24 protein-coding genes are annotated in these 22633 nt (G+C 63.8%); 12 read left to right on the top strand and 12 right to left on the bottom strand.

Features of this window, described 5'->3' with window-relative positions; genetic code table 11:
- Positions 1-32 precede the first annotated feature (32 nt).
- The 4 genes from gshA to ACN9M1_RS01280 all read right to left on the bottom strand — a co-directional run bounded on the left by gshA (position 33) and on the right by ACN9M1_RS01280 (position 4502).
- Positions 33-1328, bottom strand: a complete 1296-nt coding sequence (gene gshA / locus ACN9M1_RS01295) for a glutamate--cysteine ligase (RefSeq protein WP_426396721.1) — start codon at positions 1326-1328, stop codon at positions 33-35.
- 393 nt (positions 1329-1721) lie between these two features.
- The gene (locus ACN9M1_RS01290; RefSeq protein WP_426396720.1) at positions 1722-3257 is read right to left on the bottom strand and encodes an ammonium transporter; all 1536 of its coding nucleotides are present in this window, start codon (positions 3255-3257) and stop codon (positions 1722-1724) included.
- A gap of 30 nt (positions 3258-3287) precedes the next feature.
- Entirely contained in the window at positions 3288-3626 is a 339-nt protein-coding gene (locus tag ACN9M1_RS01285) for a P-II family nitrogen regulator (RefSeq protein ID WP_426396718.1), read from the bottom strand.
- A gap of 66 nt (positions 3627-3692) precedes the next feature.
- Positions 3693-4502 carry a TorF family putative porin gene (locus tag ACN9M1_RS01280; protein WP_426396716.1) on the bottom strand — a complete coding sequence of 270 codons (810 nt, stop codon included), beginning with the start codon at positions 4500-4502 and terminating at the stop codon, positions 3693-3695.
- Positions 4503-5032: 530 nt separating this feature from the next.
- Between ACN9M1_RS01280 and ACN9M1_RS01275 the strand changes: the two genes are divergently transcribed.
- The 3 genes from ACN9M1_RS01275 (at position 5033) to ACN9M1_RS01265 (ending at position 7730) form a co-directional block, all read left to right on the top strand.
- Positions 5033-5290 (top strand): accessory factor UbiK family protein, encoded by a 258-nt coding sequence (locus ACN9M1_RS01275; protein ID WP_426396714.1) that lies wholly within the window; start codon positions 5033-5035, stop codon positions 5288-5290.
- A 178-nt stretch (positions 5291-5468) separates the two neighbouring features.
- Complete coding sequence (locus ACN9M1_RS01270; protein WP_426396712.1) at positions 5469-5981, top strand: DUF1269 domain-containing protein; 513 nt, start codon at positions 5469-5471, stop codon at positions 5979-5981.
- Between the two features lie 204 nt (positions 5982-6185).
- Positions 6186-7730, top strand: coding sequence for a YifB family Mg chelatase-like AAA ATPase (locus ACN9M1_RS01265; protein ID WP_426396710.1), 1545 nt, complete (start codon positions 6186-6188; stop codon positions 7728-7730).
- A gap of 4 nt (positions 7731-7734) precedes the next feature.
- Here the strand turns inward: ACN9M1_RS01265 and ACN9M1_RS01260 are convergent, their stop codons facing one another.
- Together ACN9M1_RS01260 and ACN9M1_RS01255 are read right to left on the bottom strand one after the other, a co-directional pair.
- Positions 7735-8376, bottom strand: coding sequence for a LysE family transporter (locus ACN9M1_RS01260; RefSeq protein ID WP_426396709.1), 642 nt, complete (start codon positions 8374-8376; stop codon positions 7735-7737).
- A gap of 67 nt (positions 8377-8443) precedes the next feature.
- Positions 8444-8818: a heavy metal-responsive transcriptional regulator gene (locus tag ACN9M1_RS01255; protein WP_426396707.1), complete on the bottom strand. Its 375-nt coding sequence runs from the start codon at positions 8816-8818 to the stop codon at positions 8444-8446.
- A 99-nt stretch (positions 8819-8917) separates the two neighbouring features.
- On the opposite strand from ACN9M1_RS01255, the gene ACN9M1_RS01250 reads away from it, so the two are divergent.
- Positions 8918-9745 carry an SDR family NAD(P)-dependent oxidoreductase gene (locus ACN9M1_RS01250; RefSeq protein ID WP_426396705.1) on the top strand — a complete coding sequence of 276 codons (828 nt, stop codon included), beginning with the start codon at positions 8918-8920 and terminating at the stop codon, positions 9743-9745.
- Positions 9746-9777: 32 nt separating this feature from the next.
- On the opposite strand, the gene ACN9M1_RS01245 is transcribed toward ACN9M1_RS01250, so the two are convergent.
- The gene (locus ACN9M1_RS01245; RefSeq protein ID WP_426398905.1) at positions 9778-10236 is read right to left on the bottom strand and encodes an Lrp/AsnC family transcriptional regulator; all 459 of its coding nucleotides are present in this window, start codon (positions 10234-10236) and stop codon (positions 9778-9780) included.
- A gap of 123 nt (positions 10237-10359) precedes the next feature.
- Here ACN9M1_RS01245 and ACN9M1_RS01240 point away from each other — a divergent pair, with 123 nt between their 5' ends.
- Positions 10360-10908 (top strand): RBBP9/YdeN family alpha/beta hydrolase, encoded by a 549-nt coding sequence (locus tag ACN9M1_RS01240; RefSeq protein ID WP_426396703.1) that lies wholly within the window; start codon positions 10360-10362, stop codon positions 10906-10908.
- Positions 10909-10928: 20 nt separating this feature from the next.
- Here the strand turns inward: ACN9M1_RS01240 and ACN9M1_RS01235 are convergent, their stop codons facing one another.
- Entirely contained in the window at positions 10929-11492 is a 564-nt protein-coding gene (locus tag ACN9M1_RS01235; RefSeq protein WP_426398904.1) for a hypothetical protein, read from the bottom strand.
- An 88-nt stretch (positions 11493-11580) separates the two neighbouring features.
- Between ACN9M1_RS01235 and ACN9M1_RS01230 the strand changes: the two genes are divergently transcribed.
- The 3 genes from ACN9M1_RS01230 to ACN9M1_RS01220 all read left to right on the top strand — a co-directional run bounded on the left by ACN9M1_RS01230 (position 11581) and on the right by ACN9M1_RS01220 (position 13625).
- Positions 11581-12096 (top strand): O-acetyl-ADP-ribose deacetylase, encoded by a 516-nt coding sequence (locus ACN9M1_RS01230; RefSeq protein WP_426396701.1) that lies wholly within the window; start codon positions 11581-11583, stop codon positions 12094-12096.
- A gap of 99 nt (positions 12097-12195) precedes the next feature.
- Positions 12196-12750, top strand: a complete 555-nt coding sequence (locus ACN9M1_RS01225; RefSeq protein ID WP_426396699.1) for a TlpA disulfide reductase family protein — start codon at positions 12196-12198, stop codon at positions 12748-12750.
- Positions 12751-12887: 137 nt separating this feature from the next.
- Complete coding sequence (locus ACN9M1_RS01220; RefSeq protein WP_426396697.1) at positions 12888-13625, top strand: DUF2278 family protein; 738 nt, start codon at positions 12888-12890, stop codon at positions 13623-13625.
- A gap of 62 nt (positions 13626-13687) precedes the next feature.
- Here the strand turns inward: ACN9M1_RS01220 and ACN9M1_RS01215 are convergent, their stop codons facing one another.
- The 3 genes from ACN9M1_RS01215 to ACN9M1_RS01205 form a co-directional block, all read right to left on the bottom strand.
- Positions 13688-15004: a sigma-54-dependent transcriptional regulator gene (locus tag ACN9M1_RS01215; protein WP_426396695.1), complete on the bottom strand. Its 1317-nt coding sequence runs from the start codon at positions 15002-15004 to the stop codon at positions 13688-13690.
- Positions 15005-15026: 22 nt separating this feature from the next.
- Positions 15027-17000, bottom strand: coding sequence for a sensor histidine kinase (locus ACN9M1_RS01210; RefSeq protein ID WP_426398903.1), 1974 nt, complete (start codon positions 16998-17000; stop codon positions 15027-15029).
- A gap of 138 nt (positions 17001-17138) precedes the next feature.
- A complete protein-coding gene (locus ACN9M1_RS01205) occupies positions 17139-18428 on the bottom strand; it encodes a dicarboxylate/amino acid:cation symporter (protein WP_426396693.1) in 1290 nt (429 codons plus the stop codon).
- 449 nt (positions 18429-18877) lie between these two features.
- Here ACN9M1_RS01205 and ACN9M1_RS01200 point away from each other — a divergent pair, with 449 nt between their 5' ends.
- The 4 genes from ACN9M1_RS01200 to ACN9M1_RS01185 all read left to right on the top strand — a co-directional run bounded on the left by ACN9M1_RS01200 (position 18878) and on the right by ACN9M1_RS01185 (position 21479).
- Positions 18878-19201: a (2Fe-2S) ferredoxin domain-containing protein gene (locus ACN9M1_RS01200; protein WP_366172166.1), complete on the top strand. Its 324-nt coding sequence runs from the start codon at positions 18878-18880 to the stop codon at positions 19199-19201.
- 32 nt (positions 19202-19233) lie between these two features.
- Positions 19234-19881 carry an alpha/beta hydrolase gene (locus tag ACN9M1_RS01195; RefSeq protein WP_426396691.1) on the top strand — a complete coding sequence of 216 codons (648 nt, stop codon included), beginning with the start codon at positions 19234-19236 and terminating at the stop codon, positions 19879-19881.
- Positions 19882-19965: 84 nt separating this feature from the next.
- Positions 19966-21159: a D-alanyl-D-alanine carboxypeptidase family protein gene (locus ACN9M1_RS01190; RefSeq protein ID WP_426396689.1), complete on the top strand. Its 1194-nt coding sequence runs from the start codon at positions 19966-19968 to the stop codon at positions 21157-21159.
- 20 nt (positions 21160-21179) lie between these two features.
- Positions 21180-21479, top strand: a complete 300-nt coding sequence (locus ACN9M1_RS01185) for a YbeD family protein (RefSeq protein WP_426396687.1) — start codon at positions 21180-21182, stop codon at positions 21477-21479.
- 69 nt (positions 21480-21548) lie between these two features.
- On the opposite strand, the gene ACN9M1_RS01180 is transcribed toward ACN9M1_RS01185, so the two are convergent.
- Positions 21549-22511 carry a transcriptional regulator GcvA gene (locus ACN9M1_RS01180; RefSeq protein WP_426396685.1) on the bottom strand — a complete coding sequence of 321 codons (963 nt, stop codon included), beginning with the start codon at positions 22509-22511 and terminating at the stop codon, positions 21549-21551.
- Positions 22512-22633 lie beyond the last annotated feature (122 nt).

Here is a 22633-nt window from a genome sequence, read left to right as displayed (position 1 = left end):
TCCTTCTACCTTCTGCAGCGTGGTACGGCTGATCAGATCAGCGGGTTCGGGTCGGTCTTTTCAAGCTCGAGCGATGCGGCCAGCAAGGCCAGGCGTGCCACCACGCCATACATGTAGAAGCGGTTTGGCTCGCCGGCGCCCGGCTTGGCGTGGCTGTCCGGCAGCGAATTCGACGCAAACGGCAGCGGCACGAAGTGCATGCCCGGTGCGTTCAGATTCTCGTCCACGCCGCGGCCCGTGTGAACCCGGTAGAAACCGCCAACCACATAGCGGTCGATCATATAGACGACGGGTTCGGCCACGGCCTCGTTGATCTTCTCGAAGGTGTGTACGCCTTCCTGCACGATCACTTCGGAGACCTCCAGGCCCTCCTTCACCACGCTCATCTTGTTGCGCTCTTTCCGGTTCAGGCCCTTGACCTCGGAAGGATCGCGCACGGTCATCACGCCCATGCCGTACGTACCGGCGTCGGCCTTGACCACCACATATGGGGTCTCGGTCACGCCGTATTCCTTGTACTTCTTGGCGGTCTTCTTGAGGACCGTTTCGACTGCGTGCGCGAGTTCTTCCTCGCCGGCGCGCTCATGGAAGTCCAGCCCGCTGCACTTGGTGAAGTACGGGTTGACCATCCACGGGTCAATGTCGATCAGCTTGGCGAACTTCTTGGCCACTTCGTCGTAGGCGGCAAAGTGGTTGGTCTTGCGGCGCTGCGACCAGCCCGCGTGCAGCGGCGGCAGCAGGTATTGCTCGTTGATGTTCTCGAGGATGGGCGGCACGCCGGCCGACAAGTCGTTATTCAGCAGGATCGAGCACGGGTCGAAATCTTCCATGCCCAGGCGGCGACCCTTGGTGCCGATGCGCTTGAGCGGCTCGACCACAAGGCGCTGTCCATCGGGCAAGTCAATCGGCGTGGGCTCAGTGATGTCGTCCGACAGCGAACCCAGACGCACATTCAGACCGGCCTGGCGCATGATCTGCGACAGCCGCGCCACGTTCTGCAGATAGAACATGTTGCGCGTGTGGCGCTCGGGGATCAGCAGAAGGTTCTTGGCGTCGGGGCAGATCTTCTCGATGGCGGCCATGGCGGCCTGCACGGCCAGCGGCAGCATCTCGGGCGCCAGGTTGTTGAAGCCACCCGGGAAGAGGTTCGTGTCGACGGGCGCGAGCTTGAAACCGGCGTTGCGCAAATCGACGGAACAATAGAACGGCGGCGTGTGCTCTTGCCACTCAAGGCGGAACCAGCGTTCGATGGCGGGCGTGGCGTCAAGAATCTTCTGCTCGAGCTCGAGCAGCGGCCCGTTCAGCGCGGTGATCAAGTGCGGAACCATACCCTTCCTATTGATGTTATTTATCGCCCACTCCGATTGTAGAGGAATAGGCAATAGCTTGCAGACAGCATGCCAACGATGGCGGGCTATCGATATGCGGTCGTTAGACGGTTTCGCAAGGGCGGAAGGGGGGGAATGCGTGCGGCATTGCACAAAACCACACACAAAAAACGCGAACAAAAAAAAAGCGCGGGGCTGCCGCGCTTGGGGAATAGCCTGACAGATACGGGGAGCGTTCTGCAGGTGGAGGAAACCACGTCTGCAATGTAAGCGTCCGCATAACGAGAGGCAATTGAAGGTTTTTTACATCGGAGTTAAGGCGCGGTGACTCAAGCGCCGCGCCAACAAAAAACCCGGCGCGTAGCCGGGTCTTTTGCTTGATCAGGCACACGATCAGTCTTCGTAAGCAGTTTCGCCGTGAGACGTGATGTCCAGACCTTCGCGCTCCTCTTCTTCCGGCACGCGCAGACCGACGATCGCATCGACGATCTTGTACGAGATGAAGGCCACCACGCCCGACCAGATGATCGTGGTCAGCACGCCTTGGAGCTGGATCCACAGCTGGCCGCCGATCGAGTAGCCGTCGGCCACCTTGTTGGCAACGTAGTCGTAGATGCCGGTGCCGCCCAGGCTCGGGCTGGCGAACACGCCGGTCAGCAGCGCGCCGAGGATACCGCCCACGCCGTGCACGCCGAACACGTCGAGCGTGTCGTCCATGCCCAGCATGCGCTTGAGGCCGTTCACGCCCCACAGGCACAGCAGGCCGGCGAGGATACCCAGGGCGATCGAACCCATCGGGCCGACAAAACCGGCTGCCGGGGTGATGGCCACCAAGCCAGCCACGGCACCCGATGCTGCACCCAGCATTGACGGCTTGCTCTTGCCGATCCATTCACCGAAGCTCCACGACAGCACGGCAGCGGCGGTGGCCAGCAGCGTGTTGACGAAGGCCAGCGCGGCGGAGCCGTTGGCTTCCAGGGCCGAACCGGCGTTGAAGCCGAACCAGCCGAACCACAGCAGCGAGGCACCGACCATCGTCAGCGTCAGGCTGTGCGGCTTGAGGGCTTCACGGCCGAAGCCGATGCGCTTGCCGAACAGGAAGGCGCCCACCAGACCAGCAACGGCGGCGTTGATGTGCACCACGGTACCGCCCGCGAAGTCCAGCGCGCCCTTCTGGAACAGCCAGCCCGACTTGGACGTCATCACCTCAGCCGCCTTGGCATCGGTAAAGCCATCCGGACCCGGCCAGAACCAGACCATGTGGGCGATCGGCAGGTAGCTGAAGGTGAACCACAGCACCACGAACAGCAGCACGGCCGAGAACTTCGCACGCTCGGCGAAGGCACCGATGATCAGCGCGCAGGTGATCGCGGCAAACGCGCCTTGGAACGCGAAGTACGCAAACTCCGGCACCACCACGCCCTTGCTGAAGGTGGCGGCCACCGAATCCGGCGTCAGGCCCTTCAGGAACAGGCGATCGAGCCCGCCGAAAAACGCATTGCCCTCGGTGAACGCGAAGCTGTAGCCGTAGATGGCCCACAGGATGATGATGAGCGAGAAGATGCCCGTGCACTGCATCAGCACCGACAGCATGTTCTTCTTGCGGACCAAACCGCCGTAGAACAGCGCCAGGCCCGGCAGCGTCATCAGAATGACGAAGGCGGTGGAAACCAGCAGCCATGCCGTATCGCCCTTATTGGGGACGGGGGCTGCAGCGGCAGGTGCCGAGGCGGCAGCCGGCGCAGCAGCGGCTGCGGCCGGAGCAGCAGCGGCGTCGGACGCAGGTGCCGCAGCAGGGGCAGCAGCAGCCGGTGCCGAAGCTTCAGCAGCCGGCTTGTCCTGTGCGACGGCGGGTGCCGACATCACGGCGCCCGCAAGCACCGCAACAACGGCCCCTGCGGTCAGGAATCGTGTGAACCAGGTTTTCATGTTTTGACCTCTTCCTTGGCAGATTGGGGCTTATAGAGCGTCGCCGCCGGTCTCGCCGGTGCGGATGCGGATGACTTGTTCAATGTCGGCCACGAAGATCTTGCCGTCGCCGATCTTGCCGGTACGCGCAGATTTTTCGATGGCTTCGACGGCGCGCTCGAGCACGTCGTCGGGTACAGCCACTTCGATCTTCACTTTAGGCAGGAAGTCGACGATGTACTCGGCGCCGCGATACAGCTCGGTGTGGCCCTTCTGGCGCCCAAAGCCCTTGACTTCGGTCACGGTGATGCCCGACACGCCCACTTCCGACAACGCCTCGCGGACCTCGTCGAGCTTGAACGGCTTGATGACAGCCATGATGAGTTTCATGCTGGATTCCTCCTCGATTGACGGCGCCCGACTCGTCAATGGGCGCCGCTTCGCCTCGTTAGCTGGTTAGAAAGTCTTGGTGACCGACAGCAGCGCCGTCGCCTTGCCCATGTAGTTGTTGCGCGTGTTGGTGTAGAAGGCGCGCGACGCGTTGGTGTCGATGTACGCCAGCGATGCCGTCCAGCCGCTGCCGAAGTCCTTCGTCACGCCGACCTTCCAGTCGGCATACGAAGCACGCACGGCCTGGTGCGGGATCTGCTGATAGCCCAGGTGCAGGTTCAGTGTCAGGCCCCAGAAGCCGGTGTCGAAGTTGCCCGACAGGTCGAAGTACTGGCTGTGGTGCGAATCGGGCGTGCCGAACAGGTTCGAGAACGCGTGCGAATACTTGAACGTGACCGGGCCGTAGCCGATCTGCGCGTAGCCCTCGGTGGTATGCGGGCGGGTGTAGTCGCTCGGATAGCTGCCCGGGTAGTAGTACTGCAGCACGCCCACGTCGATGGGCACGTCCTTGATGATCTCGGTCTTGTAGCCGCCGTAGAAGTCCATCTCGATCGGCGCGGAGACGTTCGAGTTCGAATCGCTCAGCCAGCTGATCGACGAGTTCCAGTTGCCGATGTAGAAGCCTTCAGGCAGCACGCCGCCCGGAATGGCGTAGTCAAACCCGCCCTGGATGGCCGGCTTGTTGTTCGTCTGCATGAGGCCGCGATAGCGGTACTGGCTGGCCAGCGTGACGTTGGCGGTGAGCGCAGGCGCCGGAGCAGGCGCAGCGGCCGGTGCATCGGCAGCAGGCGCGGTCTGGGCGACAGCGGATTGGCACACACCGGCAGCGGCACCGGTCAGCAGCAACATCGTGGCTGCGTACGCAAACTTCTTCATAACGGCTCCCCCCTTTAGAAGACCTGCAGAACGTGAAAGAAAAGTCGCATCGGTTCTGCAACTGTCATGCCATGTTGCGGCGATAGGATTGGAGGAGTTCCTCAGCGTGCGGGCCCCGATGGCGTGGCGGCGCATCACCCCGGAAATTGGGGACGGATCCGCTGGCGCGGCCTTCGCACCCCGCAATGGGTTGCAACAGGCGGGGCTACCGATGGCCAAGGCGCGCCGCCCTCGCGCGATAAAAACCATGTGATAGAGTGAATTCAGCACCGTGCCGCAGCGCGTGGACGGCTGGATCGCCGCGTCAGCGCTTGATCTGTCCCCTTTTGATTGACGACGGCGATGCCGCATCGCAGCGAGAATTGCCGCATTTTGTGCCGTTGCAAGCGCTCAGCCGGTACCATTCCGCCCTGCGGCACCGAAACCACGCGCCTGGCGCTACGCCGCGCACCATGGCACAGCAGATTTGGCGCACAGAATCGGTGCGTGCACCGACTTGGCGCACCCCGTAAGACCCACGGAGCATTCCTATGAAACCCACCGATCTCTTTTCCGACTTTCAGAACCGCGTGTCCGAAGCACTGCGTAACTCCCCGGCTGCCGACATCGAAAAGAACGTCCGCGCGATGATGACGCAGGGCTTTTCCAAGCTGGACTTGGTCACGCGGGAGGAATTCGATGTGCAGTCGCAAGTACTGGCTCGCACGCGCGCACGACTGGAAGAACTGGAAATGCGCGTGGCCGCGTTGGAAGCACAATTGAAGTCTGCCGCCCCGGCTGACCAGTAATCTCGCTGCCCGGTGTTGCGCCGGGCGCGCATCTGCGCTGCCGCTGTGCTGGCCGCCGCACCCCTGCTGCGGCGCACAGCGAAAAGATCAATTCGCCGCCTTGTTGCGGTTGGCGAACTGATCTAGAACTCCCTTATGGCCTGTCGACCGATAAGGCGCACGCTTGAGGAGAGAGATCATGCAGCATCGCCTCTACTTTCTATTGCCGGACGTAGCCAGCGCCCGGCGCGTGATGAATGATCTGCTGCTGGCGCGCATCACCGAGCGCCACATCCACTTCGTCGCCCGCGAAGGCGCCGACCTCACCGGCCTGCACGAGGCCAACCTGCTGCAAACCTCCGACATCGTTCACGCCACCCAGAACGGCTTGGTGATTGGCGGCGGCGCGGGTGTGCTGGCGGGCGTGGTAGCGGCGCTGTTCCCGATCATTGGCGAAGGGCCGCAGTGGGGCATGGTCGGCATCACGACCGTCGTCGGCGCGCTGTTTGGCGCGTGGGCCTCGAGCATGATCGGCAGTTCCGTGCCGAACAGCCGCCTCAAACCGTTCAAGCAGGCGGTGGAGGATGGGCAGATCCTGCTGATGGTGGACGTGCCGCGCTCGCGCATGGCTGAAGTGCGTGCGCTGCTGCAGAAGACGCATCCCGAAGGCCGCTTCAGCGGCGAAGATACGGCGATGCCCGCATTCCCCTGATCGATCTGCCGACACCGAAACCGGAGCCGCGCGCTCCGGTTTTTTTTTTGGACTCAGACGGCGCGTCAAATTTGGATGCAGGCGGAGTGGGCGGCACGGCTTGGCTGGCACAGTGGCGGGTTCCTCATCCGTTGCCCACTCACCTGCCATGCCTCCATGTCTCGCCCGCCTCCTAGCCTGTAACGTCAATCGGAGGACGGCGCGATGAGCCTCGCCGTTCTGCGTTCACGCGCGCTGTCGGGCATCGATGCGCCCGCCGTGTCGGTGGAGGTCCATCTGGCGAATGGCCTGCCGTCGTTCACCATCGTCGGGCTGCCCGACACGGAGGTGAAGGAAAGCAAGGACCGCGTGCGTGCGGCCATCCAGAACAGTCACTTTGAGTTTCCCGCGCGGCGCATCACCGTCAACCTGGCACCGGCTGATCTGCCCAAGGAATCGGGCCGTTTCGATTTGCCGATTGCGCTGGGCATTCTCGCTGCCAGCCGGCAGATCCCGCACACGCATCTGGATGCGCACGAGTTTGCGGGCGAGCTTTCGCTGTCTGGAGACTTGCGGCCAATTCGCGGCGCGCTGGCGATGGCGTATGCGTTGTCGCGCAACCCCGATTTGACCAACACCGCCACGGATGGCGAAGCGCCGCTCGCCCGCGCCTTCGTGCTGCCCGCCGAGAATGCGGCTGAAGCCGCGCTGGTCAGCGGCACCAAGGTCCTGCCTGCGCGCACACTCATTGAGGTGTGCGATCACCTGAGCGCGCCGGATCGCAATCTCTCGCCCGTGCGGCCGGCTCCGGTCGATACCGAGATCCGCTATCCAGACCTGGCCGACGTACGCGGCCAACCGCAGGCACGGCGCGCGCTGGAGGTGGCTGCCGCCGGCGGCCATTCCATGTTGATGATCGGCCCGCCCGGCACCGGCAAATCGATGCTCGCCCAGCGCTTTCCCGGTCTGCTCCCGGAGATGAGCGACGACGAAGCGCTCTCTGCCGCGGCTGTCATGAGCCTGACCACGCGCGGCTTCGATGCGAAACGCTGGAAGGTGCGGCCATTCCGCGCGCCGCATCACACCGCCTCTGCCGTGGCGATGGTGGGCGGTGGCAACACGCCAAGACCGGGTGAGATTTCGCTCGCGCACCAAGGGGTCTTGTTCCTGGATGAGCTCCCCGAGTTCGAACGCCGCGTGCTCGAAGTCCTGCGCGAACCGCTGGAGACTGGCCACATCACCATCTCGCGTGCAGCACATCAGACGGATTTCCCCGCCAGTTTCCAACTCATCGCGGCGATGAACCCCTGCCCGTGCGGCTATCGGGGCCACCCGTTGCGCGCGTGCCGCTGCACGCCGGATCAGGTGGAGCGCTACCAGTCGCGCATTTCCGGCCCGCTGCTCGATCGCATTGATGTGCAGATCGAGGTGCCCACGCCATCGCAGGAAGAGCTGCTCGACGGGCCGCCCGGTGAACCGACACTCAACGTGGCCGAGCGCGTATCTGCCGCACATGAACGGCAACTCGCGCGCCAAGGCAAACGCAACGCGCTGCTGGCCGGCCACGAGATCGACCTGTACTGCGCTCGCACCGATGCGGCCGACGGTCTGCTACGCCATGCGATGACGCGCTTCTCGTGGTCTGCGCGTGCCTATGCGCGCGTGCTCAAGCTCGCCCGCACGATTGCAGACCTGGCCGGCGATGCACAGATTGACGCCGCGCATGTGGGCGAGGCGATTCAGTATAGGCGTGGGGTGAAGGCGGATTAGCCCGTCAGGCCGTCTGCCGCTTCACGAAGAACAACGCCGCACCGATGCTCATCAGCATGCCGCCGAAGAACCGGCTCTGCCAGCGCAAGGCGCGCGGATTGCGGAACAGGCGTTGTGCGCGCGAGGCGAGCAGCGCGTAGCCGTGCATCACGATCAGGTCGACAAACACCATCGTCACCGCCAGGATGGCCAACTGCGAAAGCAGCGGCTTGGCCGGATCGATGAATTGCGGCAGCACCGCCACCATGAAGAGGATGCCCTTGGGGTTCGTCAGGTTGGTCAGCAGCCCGACCAGGAAGCGGCGGCGCGCACCGCTGCCTGACACCTTGACTGCCTCACCCTCTGCTGGCTTGCTGATCTGAATCGGCGTGCGCCACTGCACGATGCCCAGGTAGATCAGGTACAGCGCGCCGACGATCTTGATGGCGGTAAAGGCATGCTCAGATGCAATCAGCAGCGCGCCCAGCCCGGCACCGGCAATGAACAGGACCACCACAATGCCCAGCTCCAGCCCGGCAATCGTGACGGACGTACGGCGTACGCCGTGCGTCAGGCCGTGGCTCATGCAGAGAATGGCGCCCGACCCTGGCGAGATGGCGATGACCCAGGCCGCCAGAAAGAAGGCCAGCCAGACTTGCAACGTCATGATGGTGTCTCCGTGATGAGATGAAATGAAGCAATGAAGCGGAAGGCTCTTGGATAGCGCCCCCCCACTACGCGCTTTCGCCATCAACACAACCACCCTCGACCTTGGCCAGCGCATTCAGCAGCCCCGCACGCAACGCGGTCAGCGCCTGACTCTTTTCTTCCACTTCTGCGAGCTTCGCTTCGATACACGCCACCTTTTGCGCGACAGCAAAGGCGGGGCTGCCCCAGACATGGACGACGTCGTTGATTTCCGCGAGCGTGAACCCCAGCGCCTTTGCGTGAACGATCAGCCGAATCCGCTGCAACGAGACCTCGGAATAGCGCTTGTACGTATTGGTCGCGTGCGGCTGTGCTGCCTTGTCGAGCAGCCCCATGCGCTCGTAGTAACGCACGGTATCTCGCGAAACGCCTGCTCGCTTGCTCAGTTCGCCGATGCGCATGCTGCCTCTACCGAATGTTGTGGACCGTCATTAGGGCTTGACCGTGGTCTTTAGTCAACGGTTTACAGTCCGCCCCACTTTCCACTTCATCAGCAGGCCATGAAGCATTCCTTCGATTTTCGCGGAAAAACAGCACTCATCACGGGGGCATCGTCGGGTATCGGGCTGGAGTTCGCCCATGCGCTAGCCAAGCGTGGCGCGAAACTTCTGCTGGTCGCACGCTCGCGCGACAAGCTGCGCGACTTGACCGCCAAATTGCGACACGACTACGCCTGCGACGCAGACTTCCTGACGGTTGACCTGAGCGCACCGGACGCTGTCCCGACGTTGGCAGACCATCTGAAGGCGACCGGCACGGTGGTCGATGTCCTGATCAACAACGCGGGCTTTGCGGCTTACGGGCGCTTCGAAACAGTTCCGTGGACGTGCCAACGCGATGAAGTACTGGTGAACTGCATGGCCGCGGTCGAGCTGACACAGCTTCTGCTGCCGGGAATGCAGGCACGATCCGGTGGGGCGATCATCAACGTCGCCTCAACAGCCGCATTCCAGCCCCTTCCTTACATGGCGATCTACGGCGCAACCAAGGCTTTTCTGCTGTCATTTTCAGAAGCCGTTTGGGCTGAGAACCGGCATCGCGGCATTCGGGTCCTCGCACTGTGTCCCGGCGCAACGCAAACCGGCTTTTTTGATGTCGTTGGTGCCGAGGAAGCGGCGGTCGGCACCCCGATGCCTGTCGCGCGCGTGGTGCAAGACGCGTTGTGGGCGCTCGATCGCAATCGGAGCTATCGGATTGTCGGCACGCAGAATCGGCTGCTTGCCAATTTGCAACGGCTATTGACCCGCGAGATGTCGGCACGCCTGGTGGAGAAAATCCTTCGGCCGAGAAACGCCGGGATGCCGGTGGCAGGAGACGCCAACGCGTAGGGGTGGCCGACATCCATCAACGTGGTCGTCGATCAAGGTTGAGCGCTGTGGATCGGCTTCGGTGGATAACTCGCCAGCACCACCGAGGTCGTGACCGATCCGAATCTGGCCAACGCATCGATTGCCACTTCGAGTTGTGTCATCTCTTCCACCACCATGCGGACGATGAAGCAGTCTTCGCCGGTGATCCGATGCGCCTCGACGATTTCAGGCATCGCCTCGAAAGCGCTGAGGCACGCCTTGATCTGAGCATGGGTGGTGCGGATCCGCACGATCGCTGCGATGCCGCGCCCCACGAGACCCGGATTGATGCGCGCCCCATAGCCCTCAATGATGCCTTGCTCTTCCAGTCTTTTGATCCGAGCGGCGACCGCGGGTTGCGACAACCCAATCTGCTTGCCCAACTCGGTATTCGTGATGCGCGCATGCGTTTGCAGCACCTCAAGAATGCGCCAGTCGAGTCGATCCAGCTCGACGCCCTTTTGTTTCATTCGTTGATGCCCCTCAATTCCGTGCATTCGAAGCCGGTTGGCGTTCATTTCAATGGTTCAGCCATTCTGACAGAGCGCATCAGCCTTTAAGCTGGAGGCTCATTCAGGGAGGGGAAATCCAACATGAGTCAACGCGTTCTGATCGTGCCCGGTTACGGCAATTCAGGGGCAACACACTGGCAAAGCCTCTGGGAGGCCGCGAAGCCAGGACACTGGCGTCGCATGAAAATCGACGACTGGGATCGCGCCGTCTGCGACGAATGGGTCGCGGCAATCGATCGCGAAGTGGCGGCGCTCGGGCCCGATACGATCATCGTCGCGCACAGTCTTGGGTGCCTCGCCGTTGCGCATTGGGCCATGCGCCACGCGGTCACCGTTCGAGGGACGCTCCTCGTCGCCGTTCCGGATCCGTCGGCAGCCGCCTTTCCCAACGCCTTTTGCGTCGGGTTCTCACCCGTGCCTTCAGCAAGATTGCCATTTCGCAGTACCGTGGTGGCCAGCAGCGACGATCCCTATGCGGGGATCAGTTATGCGAAGTCCTGTGCCAATGCTTGGGGCAGCGAATTCCTCGATGTCGGAGCGCGCGGACATCTGAATGCCGCGAGCCAACTGGGTGACTGGGCCGAGGGATACCAGCTCCTGCAGCGTTTTGATGCGAGCACGCTCGCCTGACAAGCCGGTGTGAATCGGCCCTAGTAGGGGTGGAAGCTGGAGAGGAACTGCTCGACCTGCTCCTGCTGGCGCCCATCGCGCGCGGCCTCGCCCGATTCGAGCACGACGGCCTGGTAGGCGTGTTTGCCGACGGCGACCACGCGGGCGGTCAGACGGCGCGGCGTAGGGTCGTTGCCGCCGGCGCCCTGCGCAATCAATTCCACGGCCGGCACCGATCGCGGCGGCTGCGCGGCAGTTTTCACGGCGATGTCCTTGGTGAGCACCTGCCCTTTCAGATTGGCCGACAAGCCCGTACGCAACGCCGCTACGGCTTGCTCGCGCCAGACTGGGTCGTCGGCGGGCAATTCCACCACGCCGATGGCGAACAGCGTGCCGTCGATGCTGGCGGCCTGCATGGTCATTGGCAGGCGCTGCCCGTTGACGGTGATGGGGCGAGCATCGGCGGTGGGCTTGGCGGGGTAGTCCACGGCGTACGCACCTTCGTTGGACTGGACGGTGCGCCAGTCGTACTTCGGCGAGCAGGCCATCAACAGCGCACAGATCGCTGCGCCCATGCCCCACTGCCAGCCGCCTGCTTTTGCCATGCGTGCCACGTCGTCTCCTGGATTGTTCTGCCGGTTTCGCGCCGCCTATTATCGAGCAGAGCCACCCGCGAGACCCTAGGACTACGCCATGCCGAGCCCGAGCCTCCTTTTGCGTGCCCTGCGCGCCGACATTACTACCCTGGACTGCGACGCCATCGTCAATGCCGCCAACAGCTCGCTGCTGGGCGGGGGCGGCGTGGACGGCGCCATCCACCGCGCCGCAGGCCCCGAGTTGCTCGAAGCCTGCCGCGCCCTCAACGGTTGCCGCACCGGCGAGGCCAAGCTCACACCAGGCTTCCGACTGCCGGCGCGCTACGTTATCCACACCGTCGGGCCCATCTGGCGCGGAGGCCGGCAGGACGAAGCGACCCTGCTGGCCGCCTGCTACCGCAACAGCCTGGAGCTTGCCCGGCAGCATGACCTGCGCACCCTCGCCTTTCCGTGCATCAGCACCGGCGTCTACGGTTTTCCGGCTCACCTGGCCACGCCGATCGCGCTGCGCACGGTCCGAGAGCACGGCGCGGGCTTTGACGAGATCACCTTCTGCTGCTTTTCCCCCGCCGACCTGACGCTCTACGAAGCCGCGCTTGCTGGCGCAAAGTGACGCATGCATCGCAATAGACAGAATGTCGCAGGCGACCGGTCAGTTCGTCTTGGCAGGCCTACAATAGACGTTTCGTTTCCCCTCCAGACCGTTGTCGCCATGGCCTCGACCCTGACCTCCTCCGCTGCCGCCACGCCCGCCGCTTCCAGTGGCCGTCGCTGGCTGTTGCCCGTGATCGTGCTGGTGCTGGCCGTGGCGGGCTGGTTTGGCTGGCGCGCGTTCTCGCCATCGCAGCAGGTGCCGGCCGCCACCTTCACGCTGCTCGACGGGCAGAAGCTGTCCACGCAAGACCTGAAGGGCAAGGTCTACCTCGTCAACTTCTGGGCGACGAGCTGCACCACCTGCATCAAGGAAATGCCCAACATGGTCCAGACGTACAACAAGTACAAGGGCGAGGGCCTGGAATACGTGGCCGTGGCGATGAGCTATGACGCGCCAATGTACGTGATGAACTTCAGCCAGACGCGCCAGTTGCCCTTCAAGGTGGCGATGGACGCCGACGGCTCCGCCGCCAAAGCCTTCGGCGACGTGCAGCTCACACCCACCACCTTCCTGGTCGGCCGCGACGGGCGCATCCTCAAGCGCTACGTCGGCGAGCCGGAGTGGTCGTCGTTCGACGCGCTGCTCAAGCAGACGCTGGGCAAGCAGGCCTGAGCCGGCTGCCCCACCCAAACAAAACGCCCGGTCGATGCCGGGCGTTTTTGTGTCCGGGCGATGCGCGTTCCACACTACGTTCACGCGGGCCTGCTGCAATGGTGGCCCGTCAATCCGTGAACCGATGGAGCACGCGCATGGCCAATACCTACTGCATGTTCAAGGGCAAGCTGAAATTCGGCGTGCCTTATCTTGAGGGCTACAACGGCAACCCACATTACGCGATCGTGGCAGCGGCGCCAGATGGCTCGGAGTTCGTGGTGCTCGCCAATGTGAAATCCGACTCGACCATGCCCGGCGCGGGCGAGGCCGGTTACCACGTGCTGTATCAGTGGACGACCGATTTCAACCTGCCGATGACGGCACAGCTTGCGGCGCTGGCGCCGGGCCTATATCAGGACGGCTTTCCACGCCTGGACTATGTGCGCGACGCCGGGCTGGTCGACTTCCCGAACATGCAGCCGATCGCACCCGATACCGAGACCGAGCACAACGACATCAACGCGCTCGTCGACGACATGCTCGCACTGGACCGCACCGCCGCGCCGATCGACTACGTCTACCATGGCAGCTCCGGCGACGATGACCGCAAGGGCTGGCCGCCGCGTACCGACGTGACGGTCTACGGCTTCGGCTTTTTGTTCGAGCCGCAACAGAACGGCCTGCATGAGACGCACATGAACCAGGGGAACCCCGTCGTGCATGCGCCGGGCGTGAAGGACCATTCGCGCGAGAACGGCACGCAGCAGGACGGCGCCCTCATCGTGGAGATCGACGGCACGTTCCAGGCACTGTTTATTGCGTTCCAGACGCAAAGGATTCCAACGGATCAGCGCGGATATCCGGTGGCAGGTGCACATCCGATTCTTGGCTGAGTGCCCAAAACAAACACAAACGCCCGGTCGATGCCGGGCGTTTTCGTTTCCTGCGATGCAACTCAGAGGCCGTACCGCTTGATCTTGTCGTACAGCGTGGCGCGGCCGACTTGCAGGATGTCTGCCGCCTGGTGGACCGAGCCACCGGTGCGCGCCAGCGTCTCGGCAATCACCGTGCGCTCGTAACGTTCGACACGCTCCTTGAGCGGCATGCCGTCTTCCGAGGCATCCGGCACGACCGGCGTGCGGCCAATGCCAAGCACGAGGCGATCGGCCGCATTGCGCAGTTCCCGCACGTTGCCGGGCCAGTTCGATTGCATCAGCTCGTGGCGCTGGCGCTCGGCCAGCATCGGCAACGGCCGCTGGTAGCGCACGGCGGCGTCGAGCAGGAAGTGCTCGAACAGCGGGATGATGTCTTCGCGGCGTTCGCGCAGCGGCGGCAGGTCGATGGCGACCACGTTCAGGCGGTAATACAGATCGCGCCGGAAGCCACCCGCGTCGATCAACGCTTCCATGTCGCCCTTGGCGGCGGCAACGATGCGCACGTCGATGCGTACCGACTCGTTGGAGCCCAGGCGCTCCAGCGCGCCCTCCTGCAGCACACGCAGCAGCTTCACTTGCAGTGCGATGGGCATGCTCTCGATTTCGTCGAGGAACAGCGTGCCGCCCGACGCGTGCTCCAGCTTGCCGATGCGCCGCTTGCCCGCGCCCGTGAAGGCACCCGCCTCGTGGCCGAACATCTCGCTCTCGAAAATCGCCTCGGGCACCGCGCCGCAGTTGAGCGCGATGAACGGCTTGTCGTGACGCGGCGACAGCATGTGCAGGCTGCGCGCGACCAGTTCCTTACCCGTGCCAGTCTCACCGTTGATGAGCACTGGCGCATCGGTGGTCGCCACGTTTTCGATCAGCGCACGCACCGCGGCCATCGCGGGCGAGCGCCCGATGATGCGCGTGCCCGCCGCCGGCCCGGCCAGTTCGCGACGCAGCGCGCGGTTTTCCAGCTCCAGTGCGCGGCGCTCCATAGCGCGGCGCACGGTTTCCGTCAGGCGCTCGGCGGGAAACGGCTTTTCGATAAAGTCGAATGCGCCTTCGCGCATTGCCTGCACGGCCATGGTGATATCACCATGGCCGGTCACGAGCACCACGGGAATGCCCGTGCCGAACGACTGGCAATGCGTGAGCACATCCAAGCCGCTGGCGCCCGGCAGCCGCAGGTCGCTTACCACCACGCCGGGGAAGTTCGCGTCGATCTTGCCGACGGCTTCTTCAGCGCTGCCGAACGCCTGCACATTGAAGCCGGCTAGCTCCAGGCTCTGCGCGGTGGCCTGGCGTACAGGCGGGTCGTCTTCGATAAAGAGAACGGTCAAGCCTTCGGACATGGGTGGTCTGCGTAAAAAGGAATCAGGTGGATGCCGCGGAGGTGACTTCGGCGCGTACCAGTGTCAGCGTAAATTGCGCCCCGCCGCCTGGCACGTTTGCGGCCGACAGCGAGCCGCCAAAGTCGCGCGCGATGCTGGTGGAGATCGCCAGCCCGAGGCCCAGCCCCTGACCGATTTCCTTGGTGGTGAAAAACGGCTCGAACAGATGCGGCATGGCGTCGGGTGGAATGCCGGGGCCGTTGTCGCGCACCGTAATGTTCAACTGCGTGCTCTGTTGCGATGGTGCACCCTCCGCCGGACCGATGTCGATGTCGATACGGCCAGGGCGCGCGAGTTCGTTGGCGTTGATCGCATCGAGCGCATTGCCGATCAGGTTGATCAACACTTGCTCCAGCTTCAGCTCATCCGCGCGGACGACGGCTTCGGCTTCGGGGATGCGCCAGTGCAATTCGAGTTGCACGTCGCCCAGGCGCGGGCGCAGCAGCGCCAGCGTGTGATCCAGCGCCACGCGCACCTGCACATCGCTGTGTTTGCGGCGCGAGCGGCCCGCAAACAGCTTGAGCTGCGCGGTGATCTTGCCCATGCGCTCGGTCAGGTCAGCGATCGCCTGCAGGTTGTCGGTGGCGGCGCCGTGCTGTCCACGCTCCAGCAGGATGCGTGTGTTGTCGGAGAACGTGCGCAGCGCGGCCAGCGGTTGATTGAGCTCGTGCGTGATGCCGGCGGCCATCTGCCCCAGCGCGGCAAGCTTGCTGGCCTGCACGAGTTCGTCCTGCGTGGCGCGCAGTTCGGCTTCCGCGCGTGTGCGGTCGACGATCTCATGCTGAAGCTGTTCGTTGGTGGCCATCAGGTCGGCCGTGCGGTCTTCGACGCGGCGTTCGAGCTGGTCATACGCAGCTTCGAGCAGGCGTCGGCTGCGCAGCATTTCCATCAGGCGCAGGCGGCGCTGGCGCCAATAGAAGAGCAGCAGGCACGCAAACGCGAAGGCAAATGCGGCCGCCACGGTGGCGCTGCGCGCGGCGCTCATCACCGGGTCGACGGGCGTGAGGTACATCAGCGTCCAGTCAGGTTCGACCAGGTCGCGCGAGACCTGCAGGTAGCGCGTGGCATTCGCCCGTTCGCCGATGCGGATGAGTTCGGCGCCCTCCGGCAAGCGCCCCGTCAGGCGCAGAAAGCCCGGCGCCTCGGGCTGCAACGGCAGCGGCTTGATCTCTTTGCGGTAGTACTGGCGCGTAGCTTCAAATTGCGCCTGCAGCTTGGGCGTGAGCGGCTCAACGGTGTGGTACTGCCACGCCGGCACGGACGACAGGAAGATCACGCCGTTCTCATCGGCCACCATCACCGGCTCGGACGCATCGTGGCTCGCGCGGCCGAACCATTCGAGGTTGAGCTTGACCACCGTCACGCCGATCACGCGGCCGTCCTGCATGACGGGCTGCGAGATGTAGTAGCCCGGCTCTTCACGCGTGATGCCGATGCCGTAGAACCGCCCGACATGGCCCGCCGCCGCCTGCTGGAAATACGGCCGAAACCGATATTCCGCACCGACAAAGCTATCGGGTTGGTTGTAGTTGGACGCCGCCTGCGCCAGGCCGCTCGGGGCAATCACGTAGGTGGCGGTCGCGTGCGCGCGGTCGTTGACCTCACGCAGATACTGGTTGGCGCGCTCGACATTGCCGGGCGTCGGGTTGGCCAACAGATCGTGGATGAACGGATGCAGCGCCACCAGCGCCGGCAGGTATTCGTAGCGGTCGAGCGTGCTTTTGAGGTTGGCGGCGTAGCGATCGACGCGGCCGCCGGCGGCCTGCTGCGCCTGGGCGAGGCCGCGGTTCCATGTCACCACGAACGTCGCCGTGCACACCAGCGTCATCAGCGCCACGAGCCCCGCCGCAACCAGCCACCAGAACCCGCGACGCGAGCCGGAAGCGCTGGTAAAGGAGAAGTCGGGATCGGACATCGGCGGGGCTTGGGCGGCGGAGGGTGTCGCCGTCCCTTCCATTGCCGCGTTGGCCGTCGTGCGCGTCACGAGGCGCTCCAAATAAGAAGCGGGGCCGTCTGGAAGGACAGGCCCCGCAATCATACGCTGTCAACCGGGGGCGCCCGCAGGCGCCTGCCCAGTCCTGTCTACTCTCGCCGATCAGGCTGCCGGGGTGGCCGGCACGCCTTCGTCGCTGCGGTTGCCCGACAGCACGCGGGCCAGCTTGGCGCGATCGAGCTCACGTTCCCAGGCCGAGATCACCACGCAGGCCACGCCGTTGCCGGTAATGTTGGTCAGCGCGCGGCACTCGCTCATGAAGCGGTCGATACCGAGGATCAGCACCATGCCTGCCACCGGAATGTCCGGCACCACGGCCAGGGTTGCCGCCAGCGTGATGAAGCCTGCGCCGGTGATGCCCGATGCGCCCTTCGACGTCAGCATCGCCACGGCCAGGATCGTCAGCTGCTGCGTCCAGGTCAGTTCAATGTTCAGCGCCTGCGAGATGAAGATCACCGCCATCGTCATGTAGATGTTGGTGCCGTCCAGGTTGAACGAATAACCGGTCGGCACCACCAGGCCCACCACCGACTTCGAGCAGCCCAGCTTCTCCATCTTTTCCATCAGGTGCGGCAGCGCCGATTCCGACGAGCTCGTGCCCAGCACGATCAGCAGTTCTTCCTTGATGTACGCGACAAAGCGGAAGATGTTGAAGCCGACCAGCCGCGCGATGATGCCCAGCACCACCACCACGAAGATGATGGCCGTCAGGTAGAACGTGCCGACCAGCTTGAGCAGCGGCACCAGCGAGATCACGCCGTATTTGCCGATGGTGAAGGCCATGGCGCCAAAAGCACCGAGCGGCGCCACACGCGTGATGACGTGCACGATGCGGAAGAACACGTGCGAGATCTGATCGATGAAGTCCGTCACGATCTGCGCGCGCTCACCCATGGCTGAGAGCGCACCGCCAAACAGCAGCGCAATCAGCAGGATCTGCAGGATGTCGCCCTTGGCGAAGGCATCCACCACCGTGCTCGGGATGATGTTCAGCAGGAAGTCGACCGTGCTGGCCGATTGCGCCTTGGCGGCGTACTGCGCCACAGCCTTGGCGTCGATGGTGTGCACATCAACGTTGAAGCCCGCACCCGGGTTGAAGATGTGGCCAGCCGCCAGACCAATCACCAGCGCGAAGGTCGAGACGACCTCAAAGTAGAGCAGCGCCTTGCCGCCCACGCGACCCACCTTCTTCATGTCGCGCATGCCGGCAATGCCGGAGACGACCGTACAGAAGATGATCGGCCCGATCACCATCTTGATCAGCTGAATGAAGCCATCGCCCAGCGGCTTCATCTTGACTGCCAGTTCGGGCGAGTAATGGCCCAGCAGAACGCCGATGACGATAGCCGCCAGCACCTGTACGTACAGGATTTTGTAGAACGGTTTTTTCATGTCTTCCTCGAGTGTCACAGACCGGCCGTGCGCTCGATTGCTCGCCCGGTCCGACCCGCCCTGATGTGGTCTCTCTCCTGCCTCGATACGCCGGCTTGTACCAACTCTTCCAGCGTTTCCCGCAGCAGGTCGCCCTTTATTGCAAGGGCTGTGCCAATGTGAAATTTCCGTGTCAGCGCCCCGCCAGCCCTTGTGCCAGCTTGGTGTGACTACGATGGCACCCGCTCCACCCGTCGTCAATCCCGGAATCCGCGCACAGACGCCGTCCGGACATCCGGAAAACGTGTTGCAGCGCAGCAGCGCGCGGCTTGGTCGCGGAGGACGCCTACGTCTGGGGCCGTATAATGCCGGGTCGTTACGCAAATCCACATGTGCGTGCGCGCCAGGAAGCCCTTTACGTCCTGCACCGCCCGCCGCCCTCGCCCTCCCAGTTTTCTGTCGGTCCGCCCATGAGCAGCCACTACCAGCACCACGTTTTCTTCTGCCTGAACGAACGCGAGGACGGCTCGCGCTGCTGTGCCGACTTTGGCGCCAAGGCCATGCAGGAATACGCCAAGAAGCGCTGCAAAGAGCTTGGCATCAACGGCGAAGGCCGCGTGCGCATCAACAAGGCTGGCTGCCTGGACCGTTGCGAACTCGGTCCCGTGCTGGTGGTCTACCCCGAGGCCGTCTGGTACACCTTCGTCGACCAGGAAGACATCGACGAGATCATCCAGAGCCATCTGATTGAGGGCAAACCGGTCGAACGGCTGATGGTCGATCGCCCCGCCTGAGTCCGACTAAGCTTTAGCCGCCCCGCTTTTCCATGAACGTGCATACGCAAGAACGCCTGATCCCCGGTCCGGTCGGCCAGATCGATCTGTCCATCGACCAACCGGAGGACGCACCGCGCGGTTTGGCGCTGATCGGCCATCCGCACCCGCTGTTTGGCGGCACCAAGGACAACAAGGTCGCGCAGACCCTGGCCCGCACCTTCGTCGGTCTTGGCTACGTGACGGTGCGCCTGAACTTCCGCGGCGTGGGCAAGACCGAAGGCACGCACGACAACGGCATTGGCGAACAGGACGACATGCTGGCCGTGCTCGACTGGATGCGCACGCAAACCGAATGGTCCGCCGACGTGGCCACGTTGCCGCTGGCGCTGGGCGGCTTCTCGTTCGGCAGCTTTGTCGTGTCGCAGGTGGCCCGCCGCCTGGCCGAAGCGAGCACGCCGGCCGAGCGCTTGGCGCTGGTCGGCACCGCCACCTCGCGCTGGGATGTGGCGCCGGTGCCGGCCGACACCATCGTCATTCACGGCGAGCAGGATGACACCGTGCCGCTCATCGATGTGCTCAACTGGGCGCGACCGCAGGAATTGCCCGTGATCGTCATTCCGGGCGCCGATCATTTCTTCCATCGCAAGCTGCATTTGATCCGGCAGCTCATTACCGGCGCCTGGGCGCCACGTCCGTAACTTTCGCCCGTTGATTTTCCGTACGCCGCACCTTCCCCCCGGGGCGTGGCGTCATTGAACTCCAAGCAGACCGCAGGACCCGACATGCAGACCCGCTTTACCGCTTCCGTTTTCTCTTCCGCCGCTGTCACCGTTGTTGCCGCAGCCACGCTTGTCTCGGCACTGCCTGCTGCGGCGCAGCCCGTACCGGCGCCGCAGGTGGCGGCACGCTCGTGGATGCTGACCGACGTCACCAGCGGCCAGGTGCTCGGCGGCACCAACATGGACGAGCGCATCGAGCCCGCTTCGCTCACCAAGCTGATGACGGCTTACCTCGTCTTCGAGGCCGTGCGCGACGGCAAGCTCAAGTACGACCAGATGATCACGCCCACCGAGACCGTGCGCACCGTCAAGACGGACGAATCGCGCATGTTCCTGCAGCCAGGCAAACCCGCCTCGGTGCGTGAGCTGACGCAGGGTCTGATCATCCAGTCGGGCAACGATGCAGCACTGGTACTGGCCGAAGCCGTGGGCGGCACCGAGACCAACTTCGTGATGCTGATGAACCGCGAAGCCGAACGCCTGGGCATGAAGAACACGCACTTCGCCAATGCCGCCGGCCTGCCCGACCCGAACCACTACAGCACGGCACGCGATCTTTCGATCCTGACGTCGGCGCTGATCAAGAACTTCCCGCAGGATTACAAGTTCTACTCGCAGAAGGAATTCACCTATAACAACATCAAGCAGCCGAACCGTAACCGTCTGCTGTGGCTGGACCCGACCGTTGATGGCGGCAAGACGGGCCACACCAAGTCGGCCGGCTACTGCCTCGTCACGTCGGCCAACCGTCCGCTCGCGGATGTGCCGGGCGCGAGCCGCCGCCTGCTGTCGGTCATCATCGGCACCAAGAGCGACCAGGTCCGCACACAGGAAAGCCTGAAGGTCCTGAACTACGGCTACCAGTTCTTCGACACGGTGCGCCTGTACCAGGCCAATGCAGCGCTGCAGACGCTCGACGTGTACAAGGGCCAAGCCAAGACCGTGAAGCTGGGCGTGGCCGAAGACAAGTGGATCACCGTGCCCAAGGGCGCAGGTGCACGCCTGAAGCCGGTGCTGGAGCACAAGGAACCGCTGCTCGCCCCGATCGCACAAGGCCAGCAGCTGGGCACGGTCAAGGTGATGGACGGCTCGACCGTGGTGTCGGAATTCCCGGTGGTGGCGCTGGAAGGCGTGCCCGAAGCCGGCTTCATCGGCCGCACGATCGACGCGGTCAAGCTGTGGTTTAAAAAGAAGTAATCGCCCCCATTTACTTCGACATGACTGCCTCTCACACTCCCCCGCCGGGCCACATCCCGCCCGAACAGTCGCTCATTGAGTACCCGAGCGATTTCCCCATCAAGGTGATGGGGCCGATGCATGACGACTTTGCCGCGACCATCGTCGAGGTGGTCCGCCAGCACGACCCGGAATTCCACGAGGGACGCCTGGAAAAGCGCCCGTCTTCCAGTGGCAACTATCTGGGCCTGACGGTGATCGTGCGTGCGACCAGCCGCGCCCAGCTCGACGCGCTGTATCAGGCACTGACGAGCCATCCGATGGTCAAGATCGTGCTGTAACGCATCGCGCACGCAACGCAAAACGCCCCGGCATATCCGGGGCGTTTTCGTTGGTGCGCAGGCAGTGCATCAACCCTTGGCGACGTGCCCCAGGCAGACCGTGTTGTCGCGCATCAAGCGCTCCAGCTTGAGCTTGAACGCCGCGATCTCCGGCAGCAACCACGCGCGAAACGCCTGCATCTTGGGCGTCTGCAGCGCGCTGTGGGGGCACACGAAGTAGTAGTTCCACGGGCAGGGAATCGTCGTCTCGAACAGGCGCACCACGCGGCCGGTCATCAGATCGTTGAAGGCCAAGGTCGGGCGGATCAGCGCAATGCCCTGCCCCGCCGCCGCCGCCTGCAACAACAGCGATGAATCCTGGAACATCAGCCCGCCGCGCGGCTCTACAAAGCCCGGCATGCCGGCCGCCTCGAACCAGGGCACCCAATCCTCGCCCTCGCTGCGCAGCAGGGTCATGGCCGCCATCTCGGCCACCGTGCGCGGCAGGCGCCCACCGTTGAACGACGGGCTGCAGATCGGGAAGAACACGTCGTCGAGCAGCTTTTCCACATACAGGCCTGGATAGTTGCCCGAGCCCATGCGCAACGCCACGTCCACCTCCTCACGCGCGAAATCGACCAGCGCGGGGCTCGAGAACAGCTCCACCTCCAACTCCGGATGGCGCTCGATGAAGGTGCCGATATGCGGTGTCAGCCAGCGCGCGGCAAACGACGGCATCGTGCTGATGGCCAAGCGGTTGTCGCGATTACCGGCGCGCAGTTGATGCGTGGCCTGGGCGATCTGGTCGAGCGCCTCGCGCACGCGTTCTGCATAGGTGCGGCCCGCGTGCGTCAGCACGACACGCTTACCTCGCCGCTCGAACAGCGGCACGCCCAGCTCCTCTTCCAACGTGCGCATCTGGTGGCTGACCGCGCCGTGCGTAACGAACAACTCCGTCGCCGCGCGCGAAAAACTCTCATAGCGGGCCGCCGCCTCAAACACCCGCAGCGCGCCAAGTGAAGGCAGGCGCATCGGTTCGCGGATTTCCGTCATGTTTCCCTCCGTGTTTTCGTAGTGCTTTATGTGAGAAACACTATCAAGAACACCAATATATATCGTTTGGACCTAGGCAACCAAGCGCCTAGACTTCCTTCAACGGCAAGGCCCTATCCACT

This window comes from Ralstonia sp. R-29 (assembly GCF_049913345.1).
Taxonomy (GTDB): Bacteria; Pseudomonadota; Gammaproteobacteria; order Burkholderiales; family Burkholderiaceae; genus Ralstonia.
Note: the sequence above shows the minus strand (reverse complement) of the source record. Positions and strands in the feature narration are given on the sequence as shown.